Raw genomic sequence first — 26606 nt, forward strand, 5'->3', positions numbered from 1 at the left:
ACTACCTGCTCGACCTGCTCGGCTTCGACGAGCAGGTCAAGGGGGCGCGCCTGGTCGTCACCGGCGAGGGCTCGCTCGACGAGCAGTCGCTGCGCGGCAAGGCCCCCGTCGGCGTCGCCCAGGCCGCGGCCAGGGCGGGCGTCCCCGTGGTCGCGGTCTGCGGACGCCGGACGCTGTCGGACGAGGAGCTGCGCGCGGCCGGCATCGAGGCCGCCTACGCCCTCACCGACCTCGAACCCGACCCCGAGCGCTGCATGGCAGAGGCGGGGCCGCTGCTCGAACGCCTCGCCGCCCGCGTCGCCGAAGAACGCCTCTGACCGTCACCGATCGTCCACCGTGAGAAGGCAGGAGATGACCGAGTACGACCTCGTGGTCCGGTCCCGCAGGGCCGTCACCCCCGACAGCGAGTACCCCCACGTCGCCGCCCTCGCCGCATGCCGGTTTGCTTGAGAATCTGGCCGAACAATCGACGAGTCCGGTCTGGAAGATCTGCCCGCCGACGTCAGCCGCCCGCGATCGAGACGGTCCGGTCCCCGGCGAGTTCCTTGGCCAGGCGCACGGCATCGGTCACGTTGTCGACGAAGTGGAACGGCGCGGCGGGATCCCATGGTCTCGAAGTCGGGATCGTGACTCTTTCCAGCACTTGGTGCGCTGGAAGGTGAGGGCGTGCCGGTGCAGCAGGGCGTAAGACCTCCGGGCCGAGAGTGAAAGCGCGGTTGGGTTGGCGGTGCAGGTAGTCGAGGAGTTCGCGGATGGACCAGCGGGTGAACGGCTGGCCGAGCTTACTAGGGCTTCGGCGGCGCCAGGCAGCTCTGGCTCGTCGCCCTGAGCTCGCCGGGCCCAGGTGGATTCCTACCGCTCACAACACCTCCTCTTCAGGTGCTGCTCGCTCCCTCCAAGGATCGCTGAAATAGTCGCTCAATCAGCGACTTTTCCAACGCTTCGATTTTCTGGGAAGTGGGATAGCTGACAGCCGGATCTCTGCCAAAGTGCGGTAGGTGGACACCTTTGACATGAATCCTGCTGCCTTCCGGGAGGGTGACCTGGAGAGGATTGCTGCGCAGGCGGAGGAATTGCTGGCCCGAGCCGAGGGTCTCAAAGATGAGATTGAAGGCGTCGTTGGCACCGGTGAGAGCAGGGACGGGCAAGTACGCGTCAGCGTCGCCGCGTCCGGCAGAGTCACTGAGATCGCCCTGGCTCCTCGGGCGATGCGCATGGAAAGTCAAAAACTCGCCGAGGAATTGCTGATCGTCGCTCAGCAAGCCCACGACGACGCCGAGGCCAAGGTCAAGGCGCTGATGGCCGACGTGCTCGGAGACACGCCGTTCGCTGATCCTACCGCTATCGAAGAGCGCTTCGCCGGCGTCCTTGACTCCTACACCGCGACGATGGATGAGCGCCTCCAGGTCATCCATGATGCATACAGGGATCGTGGCTGACACTTCGAATTTCTTCGAAGGATGACCGCTTTGCGAGCGCATGCTTTTAGGGTATCCGCGGATACGCATAGCTCAATATCGCGGAGCGTGAGTCGAGTGGCTATTGGCTGGGAAACGGCAATAAAACGACGCCTTGTGAGCGCCGTGGTGCTCGGCCTCGTCGGCCTGCTGGTAGGTGTATGCCTCCTACTGGGTGCCGGAGTCTCCAGTGCCAAGCCCAAGCTGGCCGACGTCGGCGCATGGCTCGCTAGCGCCCTCAACGGCGAGGTGGTGCACGCCAACGGGATGTCTGGCCAAGTGGATGGTCGTGTAGACCTCGCATCGGCAAAAGGGCGTGAGCTTCAGGTAGTGCAGGACGGTAGCAGCGTGATCGTTCTTGATCAGGCAAGCGGTCAGATCAGCCGTATCGACCCGACACAGCTAGATGTGAATCAGACCAAGACGCTTGGGGCCGGCGGTATGCAGCTCGCGATGGGGGCGGGGAAAGCGTACGCGATAGACCCACAGGCAGGTACTGTCCAGCAGCTCGACCCATCAACACTGGACATTATCGGCGGCGTGATAACCCTTAAAGCTCCGTTCGGCCATGCCGGAGTCGACAAGAACGGCACGCTGTGGGTGCCGCTTCCGGAGACGGGTGAGCTGGCCCATATCAGCGGTGGCCGTCAAGGAAAATCTGTCACCGTTGGCCAGCCCGGCGACCCTCTCACGCTTACCATGGCGAACGGCGTCCCCCTCGTCACCAACTCCGCCTCGGCCTCCGCGATGTTGGTCGGTCCGACTGGGAGCAGGCTTACCGTCAGCTTGCCCAGCACCGTGACCGAGGCGGGTCCCGGTGGGATGCTGGTGCCTGTCGTAGCCGAGGGCCAACTCGTGCCACTCCTGGCGGCCAAGCAGGGCGCCCTGGTTCTGATCGACGTTGCAAGCGGTTCTCTCAGCACAGTTGCAGTGAAGGGCGTCAAGCTTGGCAAGCCTCAGGCACTGGGGCGGCGTATCTACATTCCCGACGAGCACAAGGGGCGGCTCATCGTCTATGACGCCTCCGCGAAGAGGTTCGAGGCTGACCAGGTAGTCACCGGCAAGCCGGGCCCATTGGAGGTCTTCGTCAAAGACGGTCTGCTGTGGGTCAACGACCAGTTCAGCGAGACCGCCCTCGTCATCGAGTCGGATGGCAAGGCGCACAGGATCGGCAAGTATGACGAGGCGCTCGGCCAGAGCGACATCCCCAGCCCCCTGCCCGTGCCGACCACCGTCCCCACGGCCGCACCGCCGACTCCCGCGGCCACGCCGACGAACAGGCCGCCAACCGTCCGACGCACCGGCAAGCCGTCCACGAAGCCGAGCGCAACTTCCACCTCCACGACGCCGGTCCCGACTGTGACTGTGACTGTGACCCCTACCGCCACCCCCACGCCGACCCCTACCCAGACGCAGACAGTCACCCCGAGCCCGACCCCCACACCGACCCCCACACCGACCCCCACACCGACGCCCACGCCCCCCGGACCACCCGGATCCGTCACGGCCAACTCGGGCCCTGGCTGGATGGAGGTGACCTTCACCCCCTCGGGAGGGGGAACGGCCCACGGGTATGTACTGAAGGGCGCTCCCGAGGGGGCAGACGTCACCCCGGGCAAGGTCCAGCCTGATGGCCCCTTCCAGTTCAGGATCACGGGCGGCCAGTGCAACCAGGAGTACACCTTCAGAGTCGCGGCCGAATATGGGAGCGGCGAAGTAACCTCTGAGCCCAGCATCCCGGTACGGCCATGCGTCGCGCCGGGCAAGCCGGCAAGCTTCGAAGCCAAGGGTAAAAACCACGGAGCAGACCTCACGTGGTCGGCGCCAGATAACGCCAAGGACGGCGGTGTCACCTATCTTCTGGAGGGCCCAGGCCAGCACTCTACGTCCGTTGAAGGCACCAGCGCCGAAGTCACGGGGCTCAGCAACGGCCAGGAATACACCTGGACGCTGCGGGCCAAGAACGCTGCGGGCGAAAGCCAAGAGCGCGCGGAGGCCAAGGCCAATCTGCAACCGCCTTCAGGGCAGTATTCCAACGCGCACAACGACCACAGGGACACCCTTATCCGCTCCGCTCCTTCGGCCGCGGCCGAAGCTGGCAGGATCCCCAAAGGCGTCTACATCACCATGACCGTGCTGTGCCAGACGAAGGGTGCTTCATTCACGGACAGCGACACCGGTCTCAGCAGTGATGTTTGGAACCGGGTCGAGTCCAGCCATGGCAGTGGCTGGCTCAACGATGTGCTGATGGCCACGCCGAAGGGCGGGTTTCCAGCTGCTCCGTTGTGGGAGTGTCAATGATCACAAGAGCAGGGTGGGGCACGCTCGCCGGCTCCTTGCTGCTCTACGGCATCGGCGCACCGCTGGGCTACTACCCGTTCGCCCTGTTGGCCCTGGCAGGGTTGGGCGCGGTCGGAGGGGGCCTGCTGTGGACGATTGGTCGTCCCCGGCTGCAGGTCAGCCGCGATGTCATGCCGATGAAGGTGGCAAGGGGCGAGGCGGCGATCGCCATGCTAAGGGTCACCAACGCTGCTCGATGGAGTCAGGGCAACCTCATCGCCCGCGATGCCTGTCGGTCCACCTGGATCACCGTACAGGTGCCATCGCTGGCGGGGGGCGCTTCCAAGACGGCGACATATCGGCTACCCACCACCAAGCGCGGTGAGATGCCGATCGGACCTCTAAGACTGGAGCGCGCAGACCCCTTCGGGCTGGTCCGTCGGACGACGCCGTGTGGGCAAGCTGACACGCTTCTCGTCAGACCGCGCACGGTGATCCTTGAACCCCAGGCGTCGGGGCGCCGGCGGCACCTCGACGGGCTCACCTCACGTTCCGCGCCGCGCGGGGCAACGTCGTTCAACGCAGTACGGGAATACGTGGTTGGCGACGACCTGCGGCACGTCCATTGGCGATCGACAGCGCGTACCGGCGTGCTCATGGTGAAGGAACTCATCGACGTCAATTTGCCGTACACAACCATCGTGTTGGACACGCGCCGAGACTCCTACAGCGGTGATGACGACTTCGAAATGGCCGTGGACGCGGCCGCGTCGGTCGCATGGTCGGCGGCACGCGACCGATTCCCTGTGAGACTGTTTGCCGGCTGGGACAAGCCGCTGGATGTGAGAGGTGGTAACGAGGACGCCGAGCTTGTACTGGACAGGCTCGCACTGGTCGAGAGAGCGCAGGAAGCAGAAGACACGGCTAAGACGCTGCGCAGGACAGGCACAGGCGGAACACTCGTCCTCATCAGTGGCGCCCGCTGGGCACTCACGGCCGCGGCTTCGGCTCGGCGTCGCTTCGACAAGGTCGTTTGCGTCTGGATCAGAGATCCTGACGAAAGCGATCCGCTCCTCATACCTGGTGTGACGGTCATCGAGGCCACCGGATTGGATGAGCTGGCGGCCATGTGGCCTCGATAGCCAGCGGCTGGAGGCGATCGATGGCCTCGCCCAGGACTGAAACAGCAGCAGGTGAAGGCTTGCCCATGCTTCGCCGAGTGGCCTCAGTAGCCTTGACAGGTCTGCTTGCGGGCACCTCAGGCCTGGCGTTCGACGGGGTGTTTCCTCTCGACGCACTTGTGCCCGTGGTCGTCGTGGCATCGCTGGTGCCGTCGTTGTTGGCGCTGCTCATATCGGGATGGCTCCCACTGTGGGCGTCATTGGCAGTCAATGCGTTCGCATGGCTTGTCGCGGTGTCGATCATGGTGTTCAGAACTGAGGCGTGGGCCGGCTTCTTACCAAGCTTTGCGAGTGTGCGTGGCGCGTTGCTTGGCGTGCGGGATGCCTGGAAGGCACTGCTCACGACCATTCTGCCGGTGGAGGCGGACAGCGAAACAGTCGTGCTCGCGCACTTCCTGGTCTGGGCGGCGGCGATGGCGGGAGCGGAAACCGCCTTGCGGACAAGAGCAGCCGTACTCCTGATGGCACCGGCCTTGCCCGTGCTAGCCGCCGCCGTCGTACTGGGCGTGGCAGGACCAGGATCCTCACTGCCCGTCGCGACGGCGTTCGTCGGACTCGCACTACTCCTAGCGCTGGTCAGGTCCGCCAACTCTGCCAGGACATTCATGGCCGGCATTCCAGTGCTCGGCAGTTTGCTGGCGACCGCCGCACTGATCGCCCCTGCACTACCGATGGCGGCTGAACCGTACGACGTGCGGGAGTTGGTCAACCCTCCGCCGCCCACGCCGCTGCGCGCGGTCAGCCCACTTGACCAGATTTCCGCTTGGTTGCAAAACCCGCGCAGGAAGCTCTTCACGGTCAGTTCAGCGACGGCGACGAACTGGCGGCTGGCCACTTTCGACCGGTTCGACGGTGTTACCTGGTCCTCGAGTGCTGGCTACCTGCCGACTGGCGGCAGAATCCCCGCCCAGGCCAACGACAGGCCACGTGACCTTCTGGATCAGCGCTTCACCCTGCAGGAGTTGCCCACTCCTTGGCTCCCTGCGGCAGACCGGCCAGTGCGGGCGAGCGTAAAGGGCCTCATGGTCGATCCTGCGACCGGGACGCTGGCGAGCATGCTCGCGCGTGAGAGCACCACCTATGAGGTGACCTCGGGACTTCCCCGCTACTCCGCTCAGGAATTGCGCGAGGCAGTTCCCGCCGGCAACCCTTCCGCACTACTGCTTCCTGAAGGGTTGGACGGTCGCAACACCACACAGTGGGCACGGCTACGGAGGATCGCTCAGCGCGCCACTGCAGGCGCGATCAGCCCCATGCAGCAGGCCGTGCAACTCGCCGCTTACCTGCGCAAGCACGCCGTCAACGACGTGAACAGTCCACCGGGGCACAGTTATCGCAGTATCGAGTTCTTCCTGACCCACGCCCGCAAGGGCACGACCGAACAGTTCGCGACCTCTTACGCGCTCCTGGCCAGGAGCCTAGGGCTGCCCACTCGGGTGGTAGTGGGCTTCAGACCCGGCACGCCGATGGGTCCGGGAGATGTCAGGCAGGTGTTGGGAGGACATGTACTGGCCTGGGCTGAAGTGGAGTTCAAGGAGATCGGCTGGGTGCCGTTCTACCCGACCCCTTCACGTAGCCGTTCCGGCGAGACCGGAGATGCAGCCGAGGGCGTGTCCAAACAGCGGCAGGAAATCGAGCGGCAAATCAGCGCCGAACCCGCCCCCGCTATCCCTTCCCCAGCACCCTCCGCGACCCCCACGCCAGCGTCCCCGTCACCTCCGGACGGCCGCGGCAGGCTTGACACGTGGAGCCATGTTTCGGCAATCACTCTCGCCGGCGCGGCGACCGCATATCTGCTCGGGGTAGCGGCGCTGCCACCGCTCAGACGAGCGCACCGACGCCGGGCCGGCGTACCTGCAGTACGTGTCGCCGGCGCATGGCGGCAGACCGTTTCGCGACTGCGGGTCGTCGGAGTTCTCGCCTCGCCCGAGGCCCTAACGGCGCACGAGGTGGCTTCCCTGGCAGCGTCTGCGCTTGGCGTACAGGCGCATAAACCGCTGGTAGCACTGGCCGAGGTGGCCAACTTGAACCGATTCGGCGGGACGGCCATGAGCCAGGAGGAAGCAGATGCGGCATGGCGGCACTACGAGACGGTGGATGCGCTGGTAAGGCAGGCCATCCCGGTCTATCGGAGACTGATAGTACGGCTGAGGCCAAGTTCCTTGATCCGCTGAGCTGTCAAGAAGGCGGAACGGTCGCGGGAGGGAACACGATGGGCGGTTGAACCTCGCTGTCGTGGTGGGTGTTCGGGTCGGCAACGGCCGCGCCTCGGATGCAAAGGGCAGTCGACCAAGCAACTACAGAAGGCTGTCCCAGGCTCACCACCGCCCCCACCTTGAAGCAATAGCCAATAGCGGGGTCAAGGTTACCGACGGTGAATGTAGTACTGCCGCTTTCCAAGGGAACAAGTCGTTCCCCAGGGGATTGCTGGATCACCATGGGGTAGTCGCTCTTCCGTGCCGTCTTCCACGTAAGCGTGACGGTGGAACCGCTATCGGTGATCATGGTCAGATTCGTCGGACGGTGAGCCGCGACAGTGGCAGGATCGACGGGCTTGACGTGAGCCGAGTGCTTGGCCGCCGGCGTGGTCGAGGGGGCGGCTGGTTGGGTCGTCTTCCCCACAGTGCCTTGCGACTGATCGTCCTGGAGATGGCCGGCACCCTCGGTCGGATCGATGATCGCGGCATCCTGACGGTGCCCGATGGGGGTCATTCCGCTGTTCATGGCGGCGGCGATGCTGCCTACGCCGATGAGCACCACGAGTGCGCCGATGCCTCCGATGAACAGCAGCGTCCTTCTTTCACGTCTCGCTGTTGGCTGTGGCTGTCGTGTGACGACCTCGGGGTGGTGGTACGGCTCCGGCAACGGGGGCGGGGTTACCGGCTCCTGGGAATTGACCGCCCATACCAGTTGGGTGGTCGCCTCATCCGATGCCGCGGGTCGAGCCGACTCAAGTTCGGCCGACCGGGTGCCCGCGACCCACACATCGCTCGGCAGCGATCGCCAAGCCGGGCGGCCCTTGTCACCTCTCGTATCGCCGGTGGGCTGGTCGCCAGGCTGGAGACGTTGAGTCGCTGGATCGGTGAGCGGTAACCGCCGAATGCGGTTGTCTACGTCGAAGAGGGCGGCGGCAAGGGCGGCCGAGGTGGGTCTGGTCTCCGGGTCTTTGGCCATCGCCCACGCGACCGCCTCCCCGAGTCCTGGTGGCAAATCGTGCCGAGTCAGCGGCCGGGGCTCGGTGCTGAGGACGGCCAGCACGAATTCTGCCGTCGTTTCGGGCCCATCCTTTGAATAGGCCGGGCTGCCCGTCAGCAGTTCGTACAGCATCGAGCCGAGGGCGTACACGTCCGACGCGGGCGAAGCCGCGCGCCCCATGAATACCTCGGGCGCGGTGTGAACCGAGGCTGACGTCCCGTCGGGCAACTGGGCCAGCGACATCAGACTCGCCGTCGCGAATCCGGTGAGCATGGGCTCACGTCCCGCTGGGAGGACTACATGCTCCGGCCTGACATCTCCATGAATACTCTCGGCCGCGTGAGTGGCCGCAAGAGCCGATGCCACCGCCTTAGCGACGCTGAGGGTTTCGCCCAGTGGTGTCGGTACCCCTCGAGCGCGCCACTCGGCGAGGATGGAGCCGTCTAGGAGCTCTGTGACCACGTACGGCCGGCCTGCCGTTGTCGCACCGATGTCCAGCACGGGAACAACGCATGGATGGACGGCTAGATCGTGAGGAAAGCGGAAGCCACGTGTGAGCCGTTTGAACGCACGCTTGTTCACACGCTCGCATGCGAGCGTCTTCAGCAGGACCTCACTGTCTGTACGGTCGGCAACCGCCAGGTAGGCGGTCCAAGGGCCGTCATGTCCCACGCGTTCCAGCAGCCGATAGCCGCGAACCTTCTCCCCTATGGTCATGCGATCACTGCAGGACCGCCCAGGTCGTCGGTGTCGAACACCTCGTCCTCGACGTAGGGGAACCTAGCGCGTTCACGGTCCTGGTCCTGGCCAGAGGGTGCGCCGCCCATGGGCGGGATCATCCCCATCGGCATGCCCAGCGCAGCGGCGCGTCCGTGGCCGCCTTGCGGGGTAGAAGGGCCAAGGCTCTGCGCGACGGTGGAACTGCCGGATGGGTTTTGAGGGCCGGCGGTCGGCAGGGACGTGTCGGGATGCATCACCGGTGCAGAGGGTGTGGTGAGCGTCGGCAAGCTGGACAGGTTTGTGGCGTTGGCCTTGGGCATATTCGGGGTATCAGGGGTGTTGAAGTCGGGAGTTTTGGTGTCCGGCGCTTTGAAGTCGGGCGCTTTGAGGTCGGGCGTGTTAAGGTCGGGCGTTTTCAAGGCCGGTGTTTTGAAGTCGGATGGCTTCATCTCAGGCGTCTTCAGGTCAGCGGGTGCTCTCAGCTCGGGCGTCTTCAGGTCAGCGGGTGCTCTCAGCTCAGGAGAGGTTCCCGTTGGCGGTGAATACAGGTCCGAGGTTTTCAGATTTGGCAGGTTGCCAGCGCCTAGCGGATCCCGACCGGCCAACCCAGCGCCCTGATAGGGGTCATGCAGCCCGTCCTGACCTCCCTTGTTGAAGGGCACGTTGCCATCCGTACCAGGAGTAGACGAGGAACTCTGCTCCAGCTCGGGATCGATAGCGTCATAAACGGCGCGAATGAACGTGTTGAGCTGGTGAAGATGGTGGCGGGCGAGGGCGTGCGCATTGGTATGGGTGCCGAACGTGTCGCCGATGGCGTCATCGGCGTCAGCTACCAGCCACGCCTCACCCGTCCTGGGCACGTTCCGCTGGAACCAGGGCAACACGTGTTCGCCATACCAGACAAGCGGCGTACCGACGGACCGCGCGGCCTGCTGTATACGCGTGAGGTCCTTTTGCAGTTCATCGATCTTCTTGAAGATCCCTTCAAGGGGTTCGCCTCCAAGGTGTTCGGCGATACGCTGTGCCTCCCTGTGCAGGATCTCCACCGAGTTGGCGCACAGCGAGGCGATGCTGTTGTAATTGGCGCCAGCTGCAGCGACCTTGTCGGGATTTGTGGCCTCCAGCAGTTTCACGACGCCTGCGCTGGACTCAGCGTCGCCTTCAGGTGTCAAGGGACGGACGCCCTCGTCCGGTTGAGGTGCCGCGGCGTCCCTGAGCGGATAGAGCGTGTACTGGCTCACGCCGTTTGCTCCTTGCGCTGCTTCAAGCCTTCCGCAGTGGCCCGATCGGCCGCCTTCGCTGCTTTCACGGTGTCCTCGAGCGTCGTCACGATGCTCTCGTAGACAGTGAGGATGTGAGTGATAGCGGTGGAGATGCTGCTGTGGGCGGTGTCAGTCGTGGCTCTCAGATCGGCCGCTGCCTGCCAGGCCCCAAGGTCTCTGTCGATCAGACGGGATCGGTCGGCGGAGATGAGCCTTCGCAAGCCGGGTTGCTGGGCAGAGCTTCCCTCCTGAAGGTAGGTGAGGTCGCGCTTGAGACACTCGATGGGCGAATCATGCAAAGGCTTGCCCGTGGCGGGATCCTCGAATGCGCCGATGTCGATGAACATGTCTTTTTTGGGCGCTGGGGGATCGACGCGGTTGAGGAGCGGCTGGGCCTGGCTATCGCCAGTGGATAGGCCAGGCGGCGCTGGCGGCGGATAGTCGCCCTCGCGGTACTGGTGAATGTAGTCAGCGTACGCGTCCTCGACAGAGTCCGGCGACCCGGCGACCGCGGTCCCTGTCTCAGTCCGGACCGGACGCTCGGCCGCGGGAGTGCCAATGCCGTCTCTGCTTGTCCCGTCCGGATTGCCGCCCTCTTGTGGCGCCGGCATGAGTTCCTCCCACGATGTCCACCTATGCGGTAAGAGCACATACCGCCATCTATCATCCGTTTCGTATCTCGCCACATCCGGCATTGGCGGCCATTTCAAGATATTTCTAACCAAGTCGGGATCTCTAGGGAGAGCCTGTTCGATGCGGCAGACTGCGTTGCTGTGCTCACCACTTGTGGCGCAGCGGCCTTGGCTAGCGTGCTTAGCTTGATCCCGGTCCAAGTAAGCGTGGACGGCACGCCGCCCATGTGCGCTCCCGAGCCCGGAGTGAGGGACATCAGCGGCAAGCCGTGGCCTCAAGAACGACTGAGATTCCAGCAAGTGTGGCGGCTCAGCAAGGGAGAAGGCGTGACCGTCGCGGTCGTCGACAGCGGCGTGGATGCCGACCACGCACAACTCACTGGCCTCATCGCCGGATCGCTCGACCTCACCGGCACGGGAAATCGTGACTGCGTAGGCCATGGCACGGCGGTGGCGGGCATCATCGCCGGACGCGACCTCACATCGCGTGGCGTCGCTTTCATGGGCGTGGCTCCCCGTGCTCGCATCCTGTCCATCAAGCACACCGCCACACAGCACGGCGATGTCAACAAGCTGGCGGAGGGCATCAGACGGGCTGTTGATCTTGGGGCCTCGGTCGTCAACGTGTCGGCGCAAGCCCATGATCAACCTGCGCTGAAGGCGGCCGTCGTCTACGCGCAGAGGAGAGACGTGGTGATCGTGGCGGCCGCAGGAAACGTCAGGCAGGAAGACGGTGCGATCACGCCTGCCTATCCGGCCAGCTATCCAGGGGTGATCGCGGTGGGTGCCGCCTCGCCCGACGGGACGAAGTCGAAGTTCTCCAACGATGCCACCAGCGTCTCGGTCACCGCGCCGGGTGCTGGAGTTACAAGCGCGTGGACAGGGGGCGGCTATCGGACCGACCTTGACGGCACTAGTTTCGCTGCGCCCTACGTTTCGGGCGTCGTGGCCCTGGTGCGGGCCAGACATCCGGAACTCGATCACTGGCAGGTCAAGCGCAGGGTGGAGATGACGGCCGAGGGAGGCGGAGCCAGCGGCACCGGCGCGGGCATGGTGAATCCGCTGCTCGCTGTGACCGCCATGATCGCGCCTTCAGAGCAAGCGCAATCGGACGCCGCTCCTATTGTCGTGACCAAGGTCGCTGTTCCAGACATGAGAGCCAGGATGGCTGCCTACGGCATCGCCGGGGCGGCGAGCGGTCTCACCTGCTTGGTGGTCTTCGCAGCGCTGACACTGCCCAGAGCGCGGCGGAGGAACCGGCGCACGGGCCACCCCTCGATTGAGCAGTAAAGCGATTCCGACGTTTACAGGATCATTGAAATCGTGGCGATCCGCAGCGAGACATGCTGTTATGTGTACGCCAGCATGGCACCTGTTTTTCAGGTGCCGATACCGACCTGTTCAAGCTCTCGAGGTGAAAAGTGTCACAGCCGACGCAGTTTATCGAAGGCAGCCAGCATGATGCGGCAGCGCGCGCTCTGCTCGCGTACGAGCACATCACGCAAATCCATAATAGGCTCATTCAGATCCCTGAACAGCTCGGCGCTTCATGGATGGGGCAGTCGGCGAGCGTCTACACGCAGGTTCTCAACGAATGGAATCCGCAGTTCAAGAACGTCGTCGAGGCGCTTCACAGAATTTCAGAGAACCTCAAAGACTCCGGAATCCAGTATCAGGAAGCCAGCACATCCTCACACGCGGTAACGCAAAATCTTATGGCCGCGCTCAACGCCAGCTAGGCTCCATAGTCTGCCCCACTGAGCACGAACTGCCCAAGACTCAAGAACGGAGAAACAACGATGGCAGGTGGCGGAGACATCATTCTCGCCAATTTTGACACGATGGACGAGATCGCGGCGGAGCTCGGTCGTGCCTATACGAATCTGGTCGGTGAGCTCACCGACCTGGAGAATGACCTGAAGATTCTCGAGACGTGGGAGGGCTCTGCAAAGGTCGTCTATATCGAGGAGAAGCAGAACTGGAATAAGGCCATTGTCGCCATGGGTGACACCATGCAGCGTTTCGGCCCTGTACTGCAGAACGCGACGCAGATTATGCGAGAGGCCGAGCACAACAACGTCAGACGATGGGGCACCTGAGCCTGACTTGACCGGAGCTGAACCATGGCCGAAGGCCAGAGCGGCGTACCCTGCGCGGGCGGTCTGTCCAGCGAGTACTTGATCGACCCCGCCCAAGCAGGTGATGTAGCCCGGTGCAGGCCGGATGCGTTGCTCGAGGTGGCCGGGAAGATCGCGCAAGACGTACTCCCTTTGCTGGAGTCGGCTGGGCGCAAGATTCCCGATCTTTCCGTCGCTGCCGTTGGCCACTGGGATGTGGCGCGGGCTTACGTGGAGACCGCAACGAATGCCCGAGTGGCCACGGTTGACGCCATGAACTTAGTCGTCAAGCAGGTCAAACGGTTCATCGACGATCTATGTGCCACCGCCAATAGTGCCAAAGACGCCGATCATCAGGCGAGCGAAGAGGTACGGCGGACCGGGACATCCGGATAGAGGAAGACATGGGGGAACCGAAGGCAGTCAGGGTCGGCGACCTACCTGCAGGCGCGGCCGAGACTTACGGCGGACGCGAGGAGATCAGGGCACTCCTCATGGCCACCATGCCTGAGGAGTTCAGCACTGTAGCTCATGCCTACCAGTCGACGGCCGCCCTGCTCGGTGACACCGTCAAGCGGCTCAAGGACTACGCCACGCGACTCGTCTCCGACGGCGACTGGGGCGGCGAGTCGGCGCGAGCGATGCTCGGTCGTATGGCACTCCTGCAGGAGTACCTCCACTCTTTGCAAGCGGGACTCACTCACATTCCCGATGCGCTTGAGATGGCAGGAGGCGAGCTGTCGGTGGCCAAGGAGAAGTTCGACAAGGCCACCGAGCAGCAATACGTCACCGTGGACGCGGGAGCGACCGTGTCGGCGGAGTTCGTGAACGACCCGAACGCCGATGCCAGGGAGTTCATGCGGCAGCTCAATGGGCGCCTGGCTGAGGCCCACCGCAAGTTTCCCGAACGGCTGCCATGGGACGCAGAGCTGGCATCGGCCGCTCCCGCTCCAGACATGCTCACGCTACGTGAGGGCGAGCCAACGATGCCATCTCACCTGTCTATGCACGCGACCCACCACCCCCTCCTGGACGACACGATCGCAGGGGGTTCGGTAGCACATGCGGCGCCGTCATCCGCTGCTACGTCTCTGGCAGGAACTCTCCCGGTTCTCCTGCCAGAGGACGCACCAGGCGGAGCGCCGTCTGTCGGGTCGTCCGGCGGCTCTCACGGCGCTCCTACCGGAATTCACTCGGCCCGCCCGCCCGGCGGGCTGGTCAATGGACCGCCGGGCGGGCTCCCTAGCGTTGCCATGGATGCGCCACACACGACCCCTTCCCCCGCTCCGCACGAAGCCGCTTTCCATGCACCGCCTCCCCGAACAGGTACTCAACGAGCAGACCGTTCGTGGTGGGCCACAGATGATGGAGGCCCGTCCGTCATCGCAGATGCGGCCGCCCCCTCGCAGGGGCGTCGGCCTCCTGGTATGTCCGAACCTGAGACAAGTCCCTCATTCCGGCCGAACATCGTGCCGGTCGTGGACGGAACATCCCCTGCGCTCAACTCGTCGCCGGGAGGCAGCGCAAGGCCCGTGACCATGATGAGCGGCGCGCCATTTATGCCCCCTATCACACAATTCGGCAAGGACGACGTGGTGGAACAACGCTTGTTCTCGCTCCGCGGCGACGATGCGCGCTTCTTCCAGTCAGACGATGACACCGGCACCCCTGTGGTGGCGTAGCCATGAGCGATGACTCAAGAAAGCTGGAAGTGGAAGTCGAGTCGGTCCGCCGGCTGGGTCGAGAACTGACCAACGCTCCCATGCAGCTTCTCGACTCACTTGGCAAGACCATCGCAGCTGCCGAGCTTTCATCCGCCGCCTATGGCGCCTTCAGCGTCTTCGGCGTGATCGGCGGATCCCTTGGAGATGCACACGACGAAGTCAAACGGGCTGCGGAGCAATATATACAGGCCCGCAGGAAAGAATTGTCAGACATGCATAAGAAGGCTTTCGAGACGGCCAACACCTACGTAGAAGGAGACGCTCAGGCTATTGCCGCGTCACCGGAAAAGCCCGCCTCTCCAGCCACGAGGCAAGAGGGAGCGACGTGATGGAACAACCCTGGTCTGTCGTAACGGGATCCGCACAGGCGAGACTCGGTTCCAACCTGCTGGGTATGGGCCGCGCACAGAAGGCCGCGCTACTTCTTCCTCTCCTGGCCGCATTGCCCGCGCTCCAGCGCGAGGCAGCACAAGCTTGGGATGATCTTGGTAAGGAGATGCTCACATATCCGAACACGATGGCCGGAACCCTCGATAACGTCAACTGGACCAGCCCCGCCGCGGCCCTTTTTGAGAAAAATGCCACTTCTCACGCCGACGGCCTGGCGGATAAAGCCGTCTCGCCGCAGGCCATGGCCGACACCCTACGCGCAACCGCCACCGTGTTTGAGGCGCTCGGGTACACAGTCTTAGTGTTCGGCTCCACCGTCTTGAGCTTCGCGATCTTGAACAAGGTCCCGCAGATCAATCCCTTCACCAGAGGGATCGCCGAGGTCGCCGCGACAAATTTCGGCATTCAGGCCGACCGCCAGGCGGGTATGACCGCAGCCAGAACAAGGGCGTTCCTGACGACCACGAATGCCTTGCTCACCAAGATCCTTAACCGACTAGGCCCGAAGAAACTTATTCTGATCGGTGGTGCCGCAGGCGTGATGGGAGGGCTAACCGCTACTTCCGCCATGGCCGACGACCTTCGCGCCCACCAGATCCAGGACGACGACGCGGCCGCCCTTCCTTCGCAGGAGCCGTAATGGACGAAGCCGCCATCGATAAACTCATTGCCCTTGCACAGCAGCCCACAGAGGGCTTGGACCAGGTCTATCAGCAGATGCTCGCGGTGACGGGCGCCGCCGAGGATTCGGAAAAGCTAGTCAGAGTGGAGTGCACTGCCGAGGGGGTGACAGGGCTGGATATCGATCCACGCGCCCTCCGCTGGGGCTCCCGTCGTCTGGCCGAGGTGATCAAGTGGTTGATCGCTGAAGGACTGGACGATCTGCAAAAGAAGTCGGCCGCGTTGCTGTCACAGGCTCTCGGCGCAGACGCCCTCGACCTCTCGGCTCATGGTGATACCGCCGAGCTGCGCCTGCGTGCGACGCAGGAGATCTACGAGCAAGCCATGGACAGTGCGCTGGCCGAGCTGGCCAGCATTGAGCGGCGCCTCGCCAGTCAGCCAGGGTCGGGCGGCGTCAGGTAGGCAGTCTGGATGAGCCGCGAACCCGCCCGCCTGTCCACATACTGCCCGCGCCCTGGAGGCAGAGGCTGGGGCCGCACGTTGCCGAAGAGTTGACCCTCCTCTCTCGGCCCAGACAGCATCACGGCGGGCGTGTTCATCTCCTTCAGCCTGCGTACGACCGGGTCGATCAAGCTGCGACCCGCACCACCCATGGCGCGTGCCAGAATCAGATGGAGTCCGATATCACGGGCTTGAGGTAGCAAGTCGCCAAGTACGGCAAGAGGGTTCGCCGCTGTGGCGACCAGGTCGTAGTCGTCCACGATGACGTACAGCTCCTGACCGACCCACCAGCTCCTGTTACGCAACTGCTCGGAAGTAAGATCAGGCGGCGGCATCCGAGTTTGCATGACCTCATGAACGCCCTTGAGCACCGTTGCGGCCGCCGTAGCCGAGGCCGCGTAGCCGATCCTGTGCTCGGTATCCGCAGTGTCGAGCAGCGAACGCCGGTAGTCGATGACGATGATACGCGCCTGCTTCGGCGTATACCTGGCCACGAGCCCCTCCGCGACGACGCGGAGCAGATTCGTCTTGCCGCTCTCGGTGTCGCCGAATACAACGAAGTGGGGGTCGGCATCGAAGTCCAGCCAAACTGGCGCCAGTGCGGCCTCGTCGATGCCGATCGGGACACGCGGGCCACTCTCCTGCGGACCAGGCAGGCTGAGCACAGGAAGCAGATCAGGTAGCTGTCGCACAGGCGGCGCTGGATGCCCGTGCCAAGCGTCTCCGACCGCCTCTACCAACGCCGCTACGCCATCGGCGAGGTCGTCGACCGTGTGACGGCCATCCACGCGTGGTAGCGCGGCAAGGAAGTGCAGCGACTCGCGGGTAAGCCCTCGCCCTGGCGCGCCCTCGGGTACGTTGGCTGCCGTCTTGCGGTCGATCTCGGACTCGAAGGCGTCGCCAAGCCGCAGCTCGAGGCGGGTGCCGAACATGTCCCGGACATTGGAACGGAACTCCGACCACTTATTGGCGGTGCCGATGACATGGATACCGAAGCCCAGCCCCCGGCTGACCAGGTCGCTCAGCGTCGCTTCCAACGTCTCGAACTCCTGCCGCACGGTCGCCCAACCGTCCACGATGAGAAAGACGTCGCCCCACCCGTCGCCCTCATACTCACCGGAGGCGACCAACCGGCGGTAGCTGGCCATGGTGTCAATGCCTTGCTCGACGAACAACCGTTCCCGCCGCTCCAGGAGAGCCGTTACTTCGGCGACCGTTCGCCGTACACGGTTAGCGTCCAGCCTTGTGGCTACCCCTCCCACATGGGGTAGTTCAGACAGCGCTGATAGCGTGCCACCCCCAAAGTCCAGGCAATAGAACTGCACCTCGCGAGGCGTGTGGGTGAGTGCGAGAGAGGCGATCAACGTGCGTAGCAGCGTGCTCTTGCCCGTTTGGGGTGATCCGACGATCGCCGCGTGACCCGCCGCTCCCGACATGTCGAGCCAGTAGGGGTCTCGGCGCTGGTCAAATGGGCTGTCCACGACTCCTACAACGGCTTGCAATCGTCCTGGTCGGCTGACGTCGGTTCCCGAGACGGTCAAACCGTGCATGGGTGTGACTTCAATCGGGGGAAGAAGCTGGTCGAGGGAGGCCGGTTCCTTGAGCGGGGGCAACCAGATGCGACGGGCTGCGGGGCCCTGTCCCGTCAACCGTTGCACGACCATGCTGAGGAGGGTGCCATGTTGTTCACTGGCGTCGGTGGGTTCGGTGGGCTCAGCAAGGGGAGGGGGCAGCGGCACGTGTTCCGATCCGAACCACACGATTTTACCCTGGTGCCCCTCTCGGACGGCTGATGTTCTGCCCTTCCTGGGAGCAGGCTGGTAGGTGCCCGAAACATAAGCAGCCTTGAATCTGGTCATGCCGGTTGTCTCGAACATCAGGTAGGCGTTGCCCGGTTCGGGCGGAAGCGTATACGCGTCAACAACGCCCAGGACAGCCCTGCTCTCGGCCGCCGAGAACGTACGGAGACTGATGCGATAGGACAAATGGGTGTCCAGGCCGCGCAATCGTCCGGCCTCCAGACGCTGAGACGCGAGCAGTAGGTGCACGCCGAGTGAGCGGCCAAGGCGCCCGATCATGACGAACAGCTCGATGAACTCAGGCTTGGCCGACAGAAGTTCGCTGAATTCATCGAGGACGAGGAATAGCGTCGGCAGTGGACGCAACGGCGACCCTTGCTCCCGCGCCTGCTCGTAGTCGCGTAGCGAGGCGTAATTGCCGGCCGCCCGCAACAGTTCCTGCCGACGAACCAATTCGCCATGGAGTGCGTCATACATTCGGTCCACTAGCGGCAACTCGTCCTGCAAGTTGGTGATGACCGCCGAGACATGAGGGAGGGCGTCGAGACCGAGGAATGTGGCGCCGCCCTTGAAGTCCACAAGGACGAAGTTGAGCGTTTCTGGAGAGTGAGTGATCGCCAGCGCGAGCACGAGCGTACGCAGCAGTTCGCTCTTGCCTGAGCCCGTCGCGCCGATGACCAGACCGTGCGGGCCCATACCGCCCTGCGCCGCCTCCTTGATATCCAGCTCGACCGGTCTGCCGTCGGCGCCGAGGCCGATCGGTACCCGCAGTCGGTTCCGGATCGGGCGCGGCTGCCAGGTGACGGCCGGCGTGATTCGCCGGACATCGCCGAGGCGTAGCAAGTCGGTCAGCGACGTGTCCTGTGCCAGCGCGTCGCGTTCCTCCTCCGTGCCCTGCCGCGTACTCGGCCGTAGTGGCGCAAGCTGCCTGGCCAGCGCGGCGAATGCGGGCAAGCCCATCTGGTCGGGGCGGCCGAGCTTGGTCCTGACTTGTTTGCCTAGTTCGTCCTCTGCGACTCGGATGACCTCCTGGGCAGTTACCTCAACGTGAAGAGTGAGGTGTGCCGGCCCGGCGGGAGCCGACCCGCAGAGGTCGATCACCGTGACGCCCTCAATAACGTCGAAACCGAGCTGACTGCCCGGCGGTATCGCACCTCCGTCGAGGACTACTACGTGGTACGGCAATGAGTCCGCCGACAGCCCCTTGCTGAACCTCGGTCTGTCCTTCACCTCGAAACCCAGCAGGTCATCGAGCTCACCGAGGTCTCGCATGATCAATCGTACAGGGCCGGCGCCATCAGCTTCCGTGGGGTGGAGTGCATGTGGCAGCCACTTGACGTCCTCCCATTCGTGGGCACGATCATGTCCTACGCATACGGAGATTCGCAGGTCCTCGGGCGAATGGAAGGCGGCGGCTTGGGCAAGTGCCGCGCGGACCATCCCGCGAGTGGCTTCTGGGTCCCCTGTCAGCATGATCCTGGCGAAGGAATGCAGCGCCAGCGCGACGGGTAGATCAGGCACCGTGGCATGGGTGCGCACAAAGCGTCGTAGCGCTCCCGCCGACATGGGGTCCAGGTCTTCGACGGGCCGGCTCTCTGGCGGAATGAGAGGCAGCGCCAGGCGCTGCGCAGAGGTCGCAATCCGCAGCAAGCCGAAGTCTTCGTCGCGGGGTCGCCGCTCCCACAATCGCGTGGTCATCACTAGCGACCAAAGCGTCGCGGGGTCGGGATGATCCCACATCATCGCCTTGCGCTGCTGCTCAGCCGCTTTGCGGACACGACGCCGGACCTGCTCCAGATATCGGTAGTAGTCGCGGCGCTGACCATTGATGCGGTTCTTGCGCTCCCCTGAGTTCCTCAGCATCTGGCCCAGTGTCATGCCGACCATCGACACCGCGAACAATCCACTGGAGACCATCATGAGGGGATTGCCGGTCCCGCCGCCGGTGAACATCAGCGCCATGGCGCCCGCTCCGGCGAGCATCGGCAGATATGTCAAGACTTGGGTCAGGCCACCCCCTGCGGCGGCTTCGGGAATCTCCGGTGGTGATTCGAACAGCACCTCCCCGCTCGGTTGTGCGGGCGCTTTGCGTCGCTCAGGACGGTGGACCGTTATCGTGTTGCCGCTCAACGTTGCCGGTCACCGAACCTCTTTGACGAATACCGCACAGAGCTCATGAAAACGCGCCGAAGCGCGGGATCAGCGACATTTCAAACTTTCTGGAACCTTTCAGCTCGCGCGTGGCCTGTGGTCGTTCTTTACACTCATCCGGGTGAGCGCCACCGGAACCAACCTGTGCAAGGTCACCGTCATCACCCCACGGCGGTCCCTTGATCTCGGGCTACCTTCGGACATGCCACTGGCCGACATCGTGCCAACGCTGCTGCGGATCGCGGGAGAAGGGCTAGCGGAGGCGGGCCTCGCCCATGGTGGCTGGGTGCTTCAGCGTATGGGTGGGAAGCCCTTTGATCTCAACGAGTCATTGGCTGAGCTTGCCGTTCATGACGGAGAGCTCCTTCACCTGCGGCCGCTCGGGTATGAGTTGCCCGAGGTGGCCTTTGACGATGTGGCGGACGCGATCGCTACCGGGGTTCGTGAACGCACCATCCGGTGGGCACCGTTTGCTACCAGGGCCTGTGGGCTGGGAACCACAGCATGCGGGCTAGGTGTGGCCGTTGTCACACTCCTGTTCGCCGGACCTCCCTGGCCTCCCGTCGCCGTGATGGCCGGGGCAATCGCGCTAATTCTGCTGATGGTGGCATTGGCGCTGTCCAAGGCAGTTGGTGACCCTGGTGGCGGCGCGGTGCTGGGATACGCGGGCCTGCCGTACGGCTTCCTCGCTGGCCTGCTCGGACCGGCGTCGATTACGCCACTGGCTGGACTCGGCGCGCCCCACCTGCTTTCAGCCTTTGGGGTGACGCTGATGGTCGCCACGACAACCGGATTCGCCGTCACCGAGGCACTGGCCACATTTGTGGGCATTGCTGCCGCCTCCTTCTGCGGATTGGCCGGTACCGCCATAGTGCTGATCTTCGATATGTCCGCCGCGGGAGTGGCCGCAGTACTGGCGACGCTTGCCCTAGCCATGACGACGGTGATCCCCTCGCTGTCGTTCAGGCTCGCGGGCCTGCCCTTACCCACGCTGCCGACGACGGCCGAGGAATTGCGGCGTGAAGTAGGCGAGCTGGACGGCCAGATGGTGATCGATAAGACAGTCGTCGCCGACAGGTTCTGCACAGGGCTGCTTGGTGGGGTCGCCATGGTCGGCATCGGCGCGCAGATCATCCTGGTGGCGGAGGGAACCTCGGTGACGATGGTGACAAGCCTTGCAATCTCCGCCGGATTGCTGCTGCGCGCGCGCGTTTTCGAGGGTCGAGGTCAGCGGCTGTGGCTGCTGACCGCGGGCCTGCTCGGGCTCAACCTACTGGCCATCGCCCTGGCGGTGAACATTTCTAGTGAAGGAGTGCTCTTTGGAGTCGTCCCTTCGCTGGTGGTGATTGCGCTTGTCGTGAGCGGCGTGGCGTTGGGGCTTACCAGAGCCAAGCCCTCCCCCTTGTGGGGTCGGCTCGCCGACATCACCGACATCCTGCTGATGATCTCCCTGATCCCCCTAGCGCTGGCGGTCTTCGACACCTACGAGATGATCAGGGGATTGGTGAGCTGAAACCGATGCGCATCGTCGACGTGTGTATCTGCCAGCGCAAGCCGCCGCGATAGAAGGCGACCTCCCACAGGACTCCTCCTTCACCGCCCATGTTTCCGTGCATGTATTGAAGCTGCCAGAGGGCGAGGACGCCGCTGCCTTTCCACGGCACTGTCGCCGCTCATCCCGTTGCTCGGGAGCATCTCCGCAGTAGCTGGGTTCAGTCGCACCTGCCCCAGTCACTCATTGGTGGTAAGTATGGCGCGGGCAGCTCCATCTTGAGCTCCAGCAGCGCTCATACGGCTTGCTCACTGTCGCCCACCAATCACCCCCATCCTGGTAGCTCCAATCACGACTTCTCTTCAAGAGTCCCTTTTACGGAGGTGAGAATCAAAAGGCGGCATGGCTCATAGGCTTTGGCCGGGCTCCACGGCCGCCCCGTAAAGGACATTCATGAATTTTGCGCGTCGTCGAGCGATACCCCGATATCTTGTTTCTGCTAGGCCCCGAGAATGGGAGGCGGAGTGCACAGCCAGCGCGACCTCTATCAGGCGTACCGGCTCACTGTCCAGAGGGTTGGGCTGGCGCTAATGCGTGCCCAGCCGAACCAATCAGAGTGGCCGCTCAGGCGACAGAACATCGGGTTCCTGGCTGGCGTGATGGTCGCTGTGCTACTGCTGGGCGGCTTCGCGGTGTATGGCTTGCTCAGACCTGGAGGCACCGCAGCTCTTAAGGAACCAGCCACTCTGATCATTGAGAGAGAAACCGGTGCCAGGTACATCTACAGCCAACCTCAGCGCAGACTGATCCCCGTCGCCAACTATGCCTCGGCGAGACTTGTTCTAGGTTCGGCGAAGATCACTGAACGGGTAGTCGCCAGAGAGGCACTGAACGCCTACGAGCGTGGCCCGCAGATCGGAATTGCCGGGGCTCCTGACTCCTTGCCAGCTGCGGGGCAGCTAGCTGGCGGCCCGTGGTCAGTGTGTGTGCAGGAAAGGGACGAGGCGATGGGGCGCAAGGCTTATGTCTCGCTCGTGGCAGGTCGGCAGGTCGACGCCGTCCCCTTTCCTGAGGACACCGCGATATTGGTGGACGTCGGAGGGCAAACATGGGCAATCTGGCGTGGCACGCGTATGCGTGTGTCGGCGGGTATCGCACGCGGCTTGATCGATACCGTTCCTGGGGCGGTGCCCGTGGCTTGGCTCAGCGCGTTGCCTGAGGGACCCGATCTGGCCGCGCCGCAAATCCCTAGCCGGGGCCGACCCGTTCGGAGCCCTGGCGGCGGGACTGCCGCTGTGGGGCAGGTCTTCAGAGCTGATCCCGTCGCTGGAGGCGTGCCCCGCTGGTACGTGCTGCTGGAAGACGGGCTGTCACCGATCACACAGGCGCAGGCTTCCCTCCTGCTCAGTGATCCGCTGAGCAGGGCCGCGTATGTTGGCGGCGCGGTCAAGGAGATCGCCATCGACGCTGCAACAGCCAACGCAGCGCCGCGTTCACGTACGAGCCTGCTGACAGACGGCCTGCCCTCGTCAATGCCGAAGATGGTGTCCTACGATTCGGCACGACCTCTGTGTACCGTCTACGCGGACGCCAACAAGGGCTCCACCAGAGCGAAATTGATGATAGCCAAATTGCTTCCTGTCCAGAGCGCCGACACTCCTCGCCTCGTCCACCTGCCTCCTGGCAAGGCCGTCGTGGCAGGCGTCTTGCCAGGAGACGGGCAACTCAACGCCGTTCAGTCCTACCACATCGTGACCGAAGAGGGGCGACGGTATCCGGTGCCGAGTAGCGAGACCCTGGCCATGCTGGGCTATGACGCGGCTCGGGCGACGCCGGTGCCCGCACACGTGCTGCAACTCATTCCTGAAGGACCAGTCCTCGATCCGGCGAGGGCGGCGAAGCCAGTGAACGAGCAAATGCAATAGCTGGCCTGTGAGTCCAAGCGCTGTGGGATTCGGCTACGGCGCTCGTGAAATGGAGATCGCCGTCCTGACGGACGGTCTGCTTGTGATCGGGATAGCCGTCACGGGTGTTGCGGCTACGACTTGAGGCGGCGACTGCCGCCATGCCAATCTTGCTGGATGCCGATTTGGTCAGAGCCGACCCCAAACGCGGGCAGCTGCGGCAGCTCACGGCGGCTGCGCTTCAGCTCGGCGAATCCAGGGAACCGCGCCAGCCCGATCACGTGATCCCATAGCTGCGCGGCCTGTTGCTCGTTGGGCAATCGGCTGATCACGGGACCGAAGAAGGCGAATCCGTCTGGCGGCTCGAAGTGCAGAATGGGGGTGCCGACGTCCCTGCCGGTCAGGGCGAGCGCCTCGTCGGTCTCGGCTTTGAGTTGGGCGTCCCATCCGGAGTCGTCCAGTGCGTCGGCCAGCTCGGTGGGAAGTCCAGCATCGGCGAGAGCCGGACAGACGAACTCCGGGGTGCCTCGCCGCCCCACGCTGGCCGCGTCGTCCGGAACGAGCTCGCGTTCGAAGGCATGCTCCCCCAAAGCGGCATAGAGCGTACCTACAGCCTCGCGGCCGTGTTCGGCGCGGGTACGCGCGGCGACCCGAAGCAGTCGCAACCCAGCGGTATGGCTGGCCTCGTACTCCGGCGGGAAGTGGGTGTCATAGTCAACGTGCGCATTCAGCAGCCGCAGCGAGATGAAGCGCCAGTCGACCGAATAGTCACGCTGCACTTGCACCATGCGGACCCATTTACTTGTCAGCCAGGCGAATGGGCAGGTCGGGTCAAAGTAGAAATTGATGTCAGCCATGGCTATCAGTAGCTTCTCCTAGGTAGTGGTCAGACGCCCTTTGGGCGCGGGCACAGAGGATGCCGACTTGCCTCCAGCCCTGGATGCCTTCGGGGGACTTGGAGATGTATAGCAGATGGCGGTGAGCCGGTCGGCTACCTATCCACCGCTGGAGCGGCACAGGCGGAACACCAGCGGACCGGTCGACATCAAGCGACTGACTATCGCTGACACTCATCGCGCGGAGCCCTGTGGGGCAACTGGTGCAACCTGAAAGAGGCTTTCGGCGATATGACCGGCCGACACTCCGGCCGGGCCCGGACTGCGTCACGGATTCGCATTCGGTCCAGCACCGGCCATGAGGGCGATGACGTCATAGACGATCGTTGCTGCGGCCAGAGAGGTCACCTCCGCGTGATCGTAAGCCGGGCTCACCTCGACCACGTCGGAGGCGACCAGTGAGTCACCGGGCAATCCCCTCAGGATGTGAAGAAGCTCGCGGGAGCTCAGACCGCCCATTTCCGGGGTGCCGGTGCCCGGTGCGAACGCCGGGTCCAGCACGTCGATGTCCACAGAAAGGTATATCGGCGCGTCGCCGACCCGCGTGCGTATCCGATGCACTACGCCCTCGATTCCAAGCCGGTCGAGCTCGCCGGCACGGATCACCTGGAACCCGAAGCTCGCGTCCTCGACAAGGTCCTGGCCGCTGTACAGCGGTCCGCGGGTTCCCACATGGATGGAGTGGTCCTCGATGAGAAGACCTTCCTCGAAGGCCCTCCGGAAGATCGTGCCGTGGGTGCGGGGCGCGCCGAAGTAGGTGTCCCAGGTGTCGAGATGGGCATCGAAGTGGACCAGTGCGACCGGACCGTGGACCCGGGCCACTGAGCGCAGCAAGGGGAGAGCCACTGTATGGTCGCCGCCGATGGTGATGAGCCGGTGACGCTGTGATAGGAGGTCCGTGGCATACCGGTCGATCTGCTCCAACGCCTCGTCGATCGAGAAGGGGTTGCAAGGAACGTCACCGGCGTCGACGACCTGGAGCCGTTGGTACGGTGCCACGTCGAGATCAGGATGATAGGCAGGCCGGAGGTTACGGGACGCCTGCCGTACCGCGGAGGGACCGAACCGGGCACCGGGACGGAACGAGGTCCCACCGTCGAACGGGGCGCCCAGCACGGCAATCGAATAGTCGGAAACCTCATCGTGGCGAGGAAGACGGGTGAAGGTAGAACTGCCTGCAAAGCGCGGCATCTCTGTGCCCGACACCGGCCCGACGATGCCGACGTTCCCCGAGGCGTGCCCAAGGTCGTTGTTTGTCATGTCATATCCGTTTTGCATTACGTTTCTTTGGCTGTCTGATTTCTCGCTCATTCGATGATCGCTGGAGGGAAGGATCGCGGTTGCAGGTCGAGGGATCGAATGTGACAGGCAACCTCTTCTGCTGTGGCGATCCATAGGGAGGGCAGTGACCGCATCATCTCGATAAGTTGTTCGAGGGCGCGTAGACGTGCGGGTCGGCCGGAGAGGAAGGGATGATTGGTCAGCGAGAAGCAACCACCCTCGCTTGCGAGCGATTGCAACTCCAGCGACCACATCTCCAGTACCTTGGCCGGGCTCTCGATAAGTCCCGATCCGAACACCTCGGGAAGGTAGGCGTACTGCTCCCAGTCGTCCAAGGCCCAATGCACCGGGATCTCGGCCAGCGAACGCGCGCCCGGACCGGCGTGCTCAGCGAGGATGTATGGGACGTCACAGTCCATGAGGCTGCTGTCGTACATGAAGGCACGGTCCATGAGCAGGCTTGGAGTGGCATACGTGGTCTCCCACATGGGTGCTCGGTAACCGGCAGGTCGAAGACCCGCGACACGCCACAGTGCGGCGAGGCCTCGATCGAGCATCTCCGCCTCCTCGGAGGCCGACATGCCGCGGACCCTTTCGTGCAGATAGCCATGGTGGGCGATTTCGTGTCCGGCGTCGACGATCGTGGCGATCGTCTCCGGATAGCGCTCGGCGGTGTACCCCGGCACGAAGAAGGTCGCGCGCAGATCATGTCGCTGCAGCAGCCGCAGAATCCTCGGTACGCCGGTGAGCGGCCCGTATGCCTGATGGGACATTACCGACAGCCGCGTCGCATTAGTGACATCGGAGCTGAGCACCACGGCCTCGGCGTCGAGATCGAAGCTGAGGATGGCGGCCGCGCTCGTGTTTCCGGGCCACGCTATCGGGTCCGCGGAGCGCGTTGCGTTGTGGGCGACGGGAGAGCCCGGCGCGGTATCTGTGGACGTGACTGGTGCCGACTCGCTCATCGGAGCAACTCCGACGCGGCCGGATCGGGGACTCGGAT

23 protein-coding genes are annotated in these 26606 nt (G+C 64.0%); 15 read left to right on the forward strand and 8 right to left on the reverse strand.

All coding sequences use genetic code 11. From position 1 onward, the window contains the following. Nucleotides 1–317 (forward strand): glycerate kinase (locus ABFX50_RS45535; protein WP_346156212.1); only part of this gene is annotated, 317 nt, incomplete at its 5' end. A 185-nt stretch (nt 318–502) separates the two neighbouring features. On the opposite strand, the gene ABFX50_RS45540 is transcribed toward ABFX50_RS45535, so the two are convergent. Beyond that, nucleotides 503–643 carry a hypothetical protein gene (locus ABFX50_RS45540; protein WP_346156215.1) on the reverse strand — a complete coding sequence of 47 codons (141 nt, stop codon included), beginning with the start codon at nt 641–643 and terminating at the stop codon, nt 503–505. A gap of 355 nt (nt 644–998) precedes the next feature. Here ABFX50_RS45540 and ABFX50_RS45545 point away from each other — a divergent pair, with 355 nt between their 5' ends. The 4 genes from ABFX50_RS45545 to ABFX50_RS45560 all read left to right on the forward strand — a co-directional run bounded on the left by ABFX50_RS45545 (nt 999) and on the right by ABFX50_RS45560 (nt 7092). Further along, the gene (locus ABFX50_RS45545) at nt 999–1439 is read left to right on the forward strand and encodes a YbaB/EbfC family nucleoid-associated protein (protein ID WP_346156218.1); all 441 of its coding nucleotides are present in this window, start codon (nt 999–1001) and stop codon (nt 1437–1439) included. 135 nt (nt 1440–1574) lie between these two features. Then, the gene (locus tag ABFX50_RS45550; protein WP_346156220.1) at nt 1575–3758 is read left to right on the forward strand and encodes a hypothetical protein; all 2184 of its coding nucleotides are present in this window, start codon (nt 1575–1577) and stop codon (nt 3756–3758) included. Further along, nucleotides 3755–4879 (forward strand): DUF58 domain-containing protein, encoded by a 1125-nt coding sequence (locus ABFX50_RS45555; RefSeq protein ID WP_346156222.1) that lies wholly within the window; start codon nt 3755–3757, stop codon nt 4877–4879. Before ABFX50_RS45550 ends, ABFX50_RS45555 begins: the two co-directional genes overlap by 4 nt. 20 nt (nt 4880–4899) lie before the next feature. Continuing rightward, nucleotides 4900–7092 (forward strand): transglutaminase TgpA family protein, encoded by a 2193-nt coding sequence (locus tag ABFX50_RS45560; RefSeq protein WP_346156225.1) that lies wholly within the window; start codon nt 4900–4902, stop codon nt 7090–7092. A 4-nt stretch (nt 7093–7096) separates the two neighbouring features. Here the strand turns inward: ABFX50_RS45560 and ABFX50_RS45565 are convergent, their stop codons facing one another. Genes ABFX50_RS45565 through ABFX50_RS45575 form a run of 3 tightly spaced genes read right to left on the reverse strand, consistent with a single transcriptional unit; the run spans nt 7097 to nt 10442 of the window. Beyond that, nucleotides 7097–8830 carry a protein kinase domain-containing protein gene (locus ABFX50_RS45565; protein WP_346156228.1) on the reverse strand — a complete coding sequence of 578 codons (1734 nt, stop codon included), beginning with the start codon at nt 8828–8830 and terminating at the stop codon, nt 7097–7099. Then, complete coding sequence (locus ABFX50_RS45570) at nt 8827–10074, reverse strand: hypothetical protein (protein WP_346156230.1); 1248 nt, start codon at nt 10072–10074, stop codon at nt 8827–8829. The genes ABFX50_RS45565 and ABFX50_RS45570 overlap by 4 nt, the downstream gene beginning before the upstream one ends. Next, a complete protein-coding gene (locus tag ABFX50_RS45575; RefSeq protein WP_346156232.1) occupies nt 10071–10442 on the reverse strand; it encodes a hypothetical protein in 372 nt (123 codons plus the stop codon). Before ABFX50_RS45575 ends, ABFX50_RS45570 begins: the two co-directional genes overlap by 4 nt. Nucleotides 10443–10952: 510 nt before the next feature. Between ABFX50_RS45575 and mycP the strand changes: the two genes are divergently transcribed. From mycP to ABFX50_RS45615, 8 genes are all read left to right on the forward strand, one after another. Beyond that, entirely contained in the window at nt 10953–12017 is a 1065-nt protein-coding gene (mycP, locus tag ABFX50_RS45580; RefSeq protein ID WP_346156345.1) for a type VII secretion-associated serine protease mycosin, read from the forward strand. A 131-nt stretch (nt 12018–12148) separates the two neighbouring features. After that, nucleotides 12149–12466, forward strand: a complete 318-nt coding sequence (locus ABFX50_RS45585; protein ID WP_346156235.1) for a WXG100 family type VII secretion target — start codon at nt 12149–12151, stop codon at nt 12464–12466. A gap of 60 nt (nt 12467–12526) precedes the next feature. After that, entirely contained in the window at nt 12527–12826 is a 300-nt protein-coding gene (locus ABFX50_RS45590; protein WP_346156238.1) for a WXG100 family type VII secretion target, read from the forward strand. Between the two features lie 24 nt (nt 12827–12850). Beyond that, on the forward strand, nt 12851–13240 hold the full coding sequence (locus ABFX50_RS45595) for a hypothetical protein (protein ID WP_346156239.1): 390 nt from the start codon (nt 12851–12853) through the stop codon (nt 13238–13240). An 8-nt stretch (nt 13241–13248) separates the two neighbouring features. Beyond that, nucleotides 13249–14526: a WXG100 family type VII secretion target gene (locus ABFX50_RS45600; RefSeq protein ID WP_346156242.1), complete on the forward strand. Its 1278-nt coding sequence runs from the start codon at nt 13249–13251 to the stop codon at nt 14524–14526. Nucleotides 14527–14528: 2 nt separating this feature from the next. After that, complete coding sequence (locus tag ABFX50_RS45605; protein WP_346156244.1) at nt 14529–14897, forward strand: hypothetical protein; 369 nt, start codon at nt 14529–14531, stop codon at nt 14895–14897. Next, the gene (locus ABFX50_RS45610) at nt 14897–15598 is read left to right on the forward strand and encodes a hypothetical protein (protein WP_346156247.1); all 702 of its coding nucleotides are present in this window, start codon (nt 14897–14899) and stop codon (nt 15596–15598) included. The genes ABFX50_RS45605 and ABFX50_RS45610 overlap by 1 nt, the downstream gene beginning before the upstream one ends. Beyond that, nucleotides 15598–16041 carry a hypothetical protein gene (locus tag ABFX50_RS45615; protein ID WP_346156250.1) on the forward strand — a complete coding sequence of 148 codons (444 nt, stop codon included), beginning with the start codon at nt 15598–15600 and terminating at the stop codon, nt 16039–16041. Before ABFX50_RS45610 ends, ABFX50_RS45615 begins: the two co-directional genes overlap by 1 nt. On the opposite strand, the gene eccCa is transcribed toward ABFX50_RS45615, so the two are convergent. Then, complete coding sequence (gene eccCa / locus ABFX50_RS45620) at nt 16014–19940, reverse strand: type VII secretion protein EccCa (protein ID WP_346156251.1); 3927 nt, start codon at nt 19938–19940, stop codon at nt 16014–16016. The two genes, ABFX50_RS45615 and eccCa, sit on opposite strands and share 28 nt — an antisense overlap. A 211-nt stretch (nt 19941–20151) precedes the next feature. Between eccCa and eccD the strand changes: the two genes are divergently transcribed. Together eccD and eccB are read left to right on the forward strand one after the other, a co-directional pair. Continuing rightward, the gene (gene eccD, locus ABFX50_RS45625; protein WP_346156252.1) at nt 20152–21543 is read left to right on the forward strand and encodes a type VII secretion integral membrane protein EccD; all 1392 of its coding nucleotides are present in this window, start codon (nt 20152–20154) and stop codon (nt 21541–21543) included. A gap of 491 nt (nt 21544–22034) precedes the next feature. Then, on the forward strand, nt 22035–23447 hold the full coding sequence (gene eccB, locus ABFX50_RS45630; RefSeq protein WP_346156255.1) for a type VII secretion protein EccB: 1413 nt from the start codon (nt 22035–22037) through the stop codon (nt 23445–23447). Nucleotides 23448–23560: 113 nt separating this feature from the next. Here eccB and ABFX50_RS45635 read toward each other — a convergent pair whose 3' ends face one another. The 3 genes from ABFX50_RS45635 to ABFX50_RS45645 form a co-directional block, all read right to left on the reverse strand. Beyond that, nucleotides 23561–24283, reverse strand: coding sequence for a mycothiol-dependent nitroreductase Rv2466c family protein (locus ABFX50_RS45635; protein ID WP_346156257.1), 723 nt, complete (start codon nt 24281–24283; stop codon nt 23561–23563). A 306-nt stretch (nt 24284–24589) separates the two neighbouring features. Continuing rightward, the gene (gene speB / locus ABFX50_RS45640) at nt 24590–25582 is read right to left on the reverse strand and encodes an agmatinase (protein WP_346156259.1); all 993 of its coding nucleotides are present in this window, start codon (nt 25580–25582) and stop codon (nt 24590–24592) included. A gap of 47 nt (nt 25583–25629) precedes the next feature. Further along, nucleotides 25630–26568: a polysaccharide deacetylase family protein gene (locus ABFX50_RS45645; protein ID WP_346156261.1), complete on the reverse strand. Its 939-nt coding sequence runs from the start codon at nt 26566–26568 to the stop codon at nt 25630–25632. Between the last annotated feature and the right edge of the window lie 38 nt (nt 26569–26606).

Origin of the sequence: Nonomuraea recticatena, from assembly GCF_039533245.1 — a bacterium.
Lineage (GTDB): Bacteria > Actinomycetota > Actinomycetes > Streptosporangiales > Streptosporangiaceae > Nonomuraea > Nonomuraea roseola.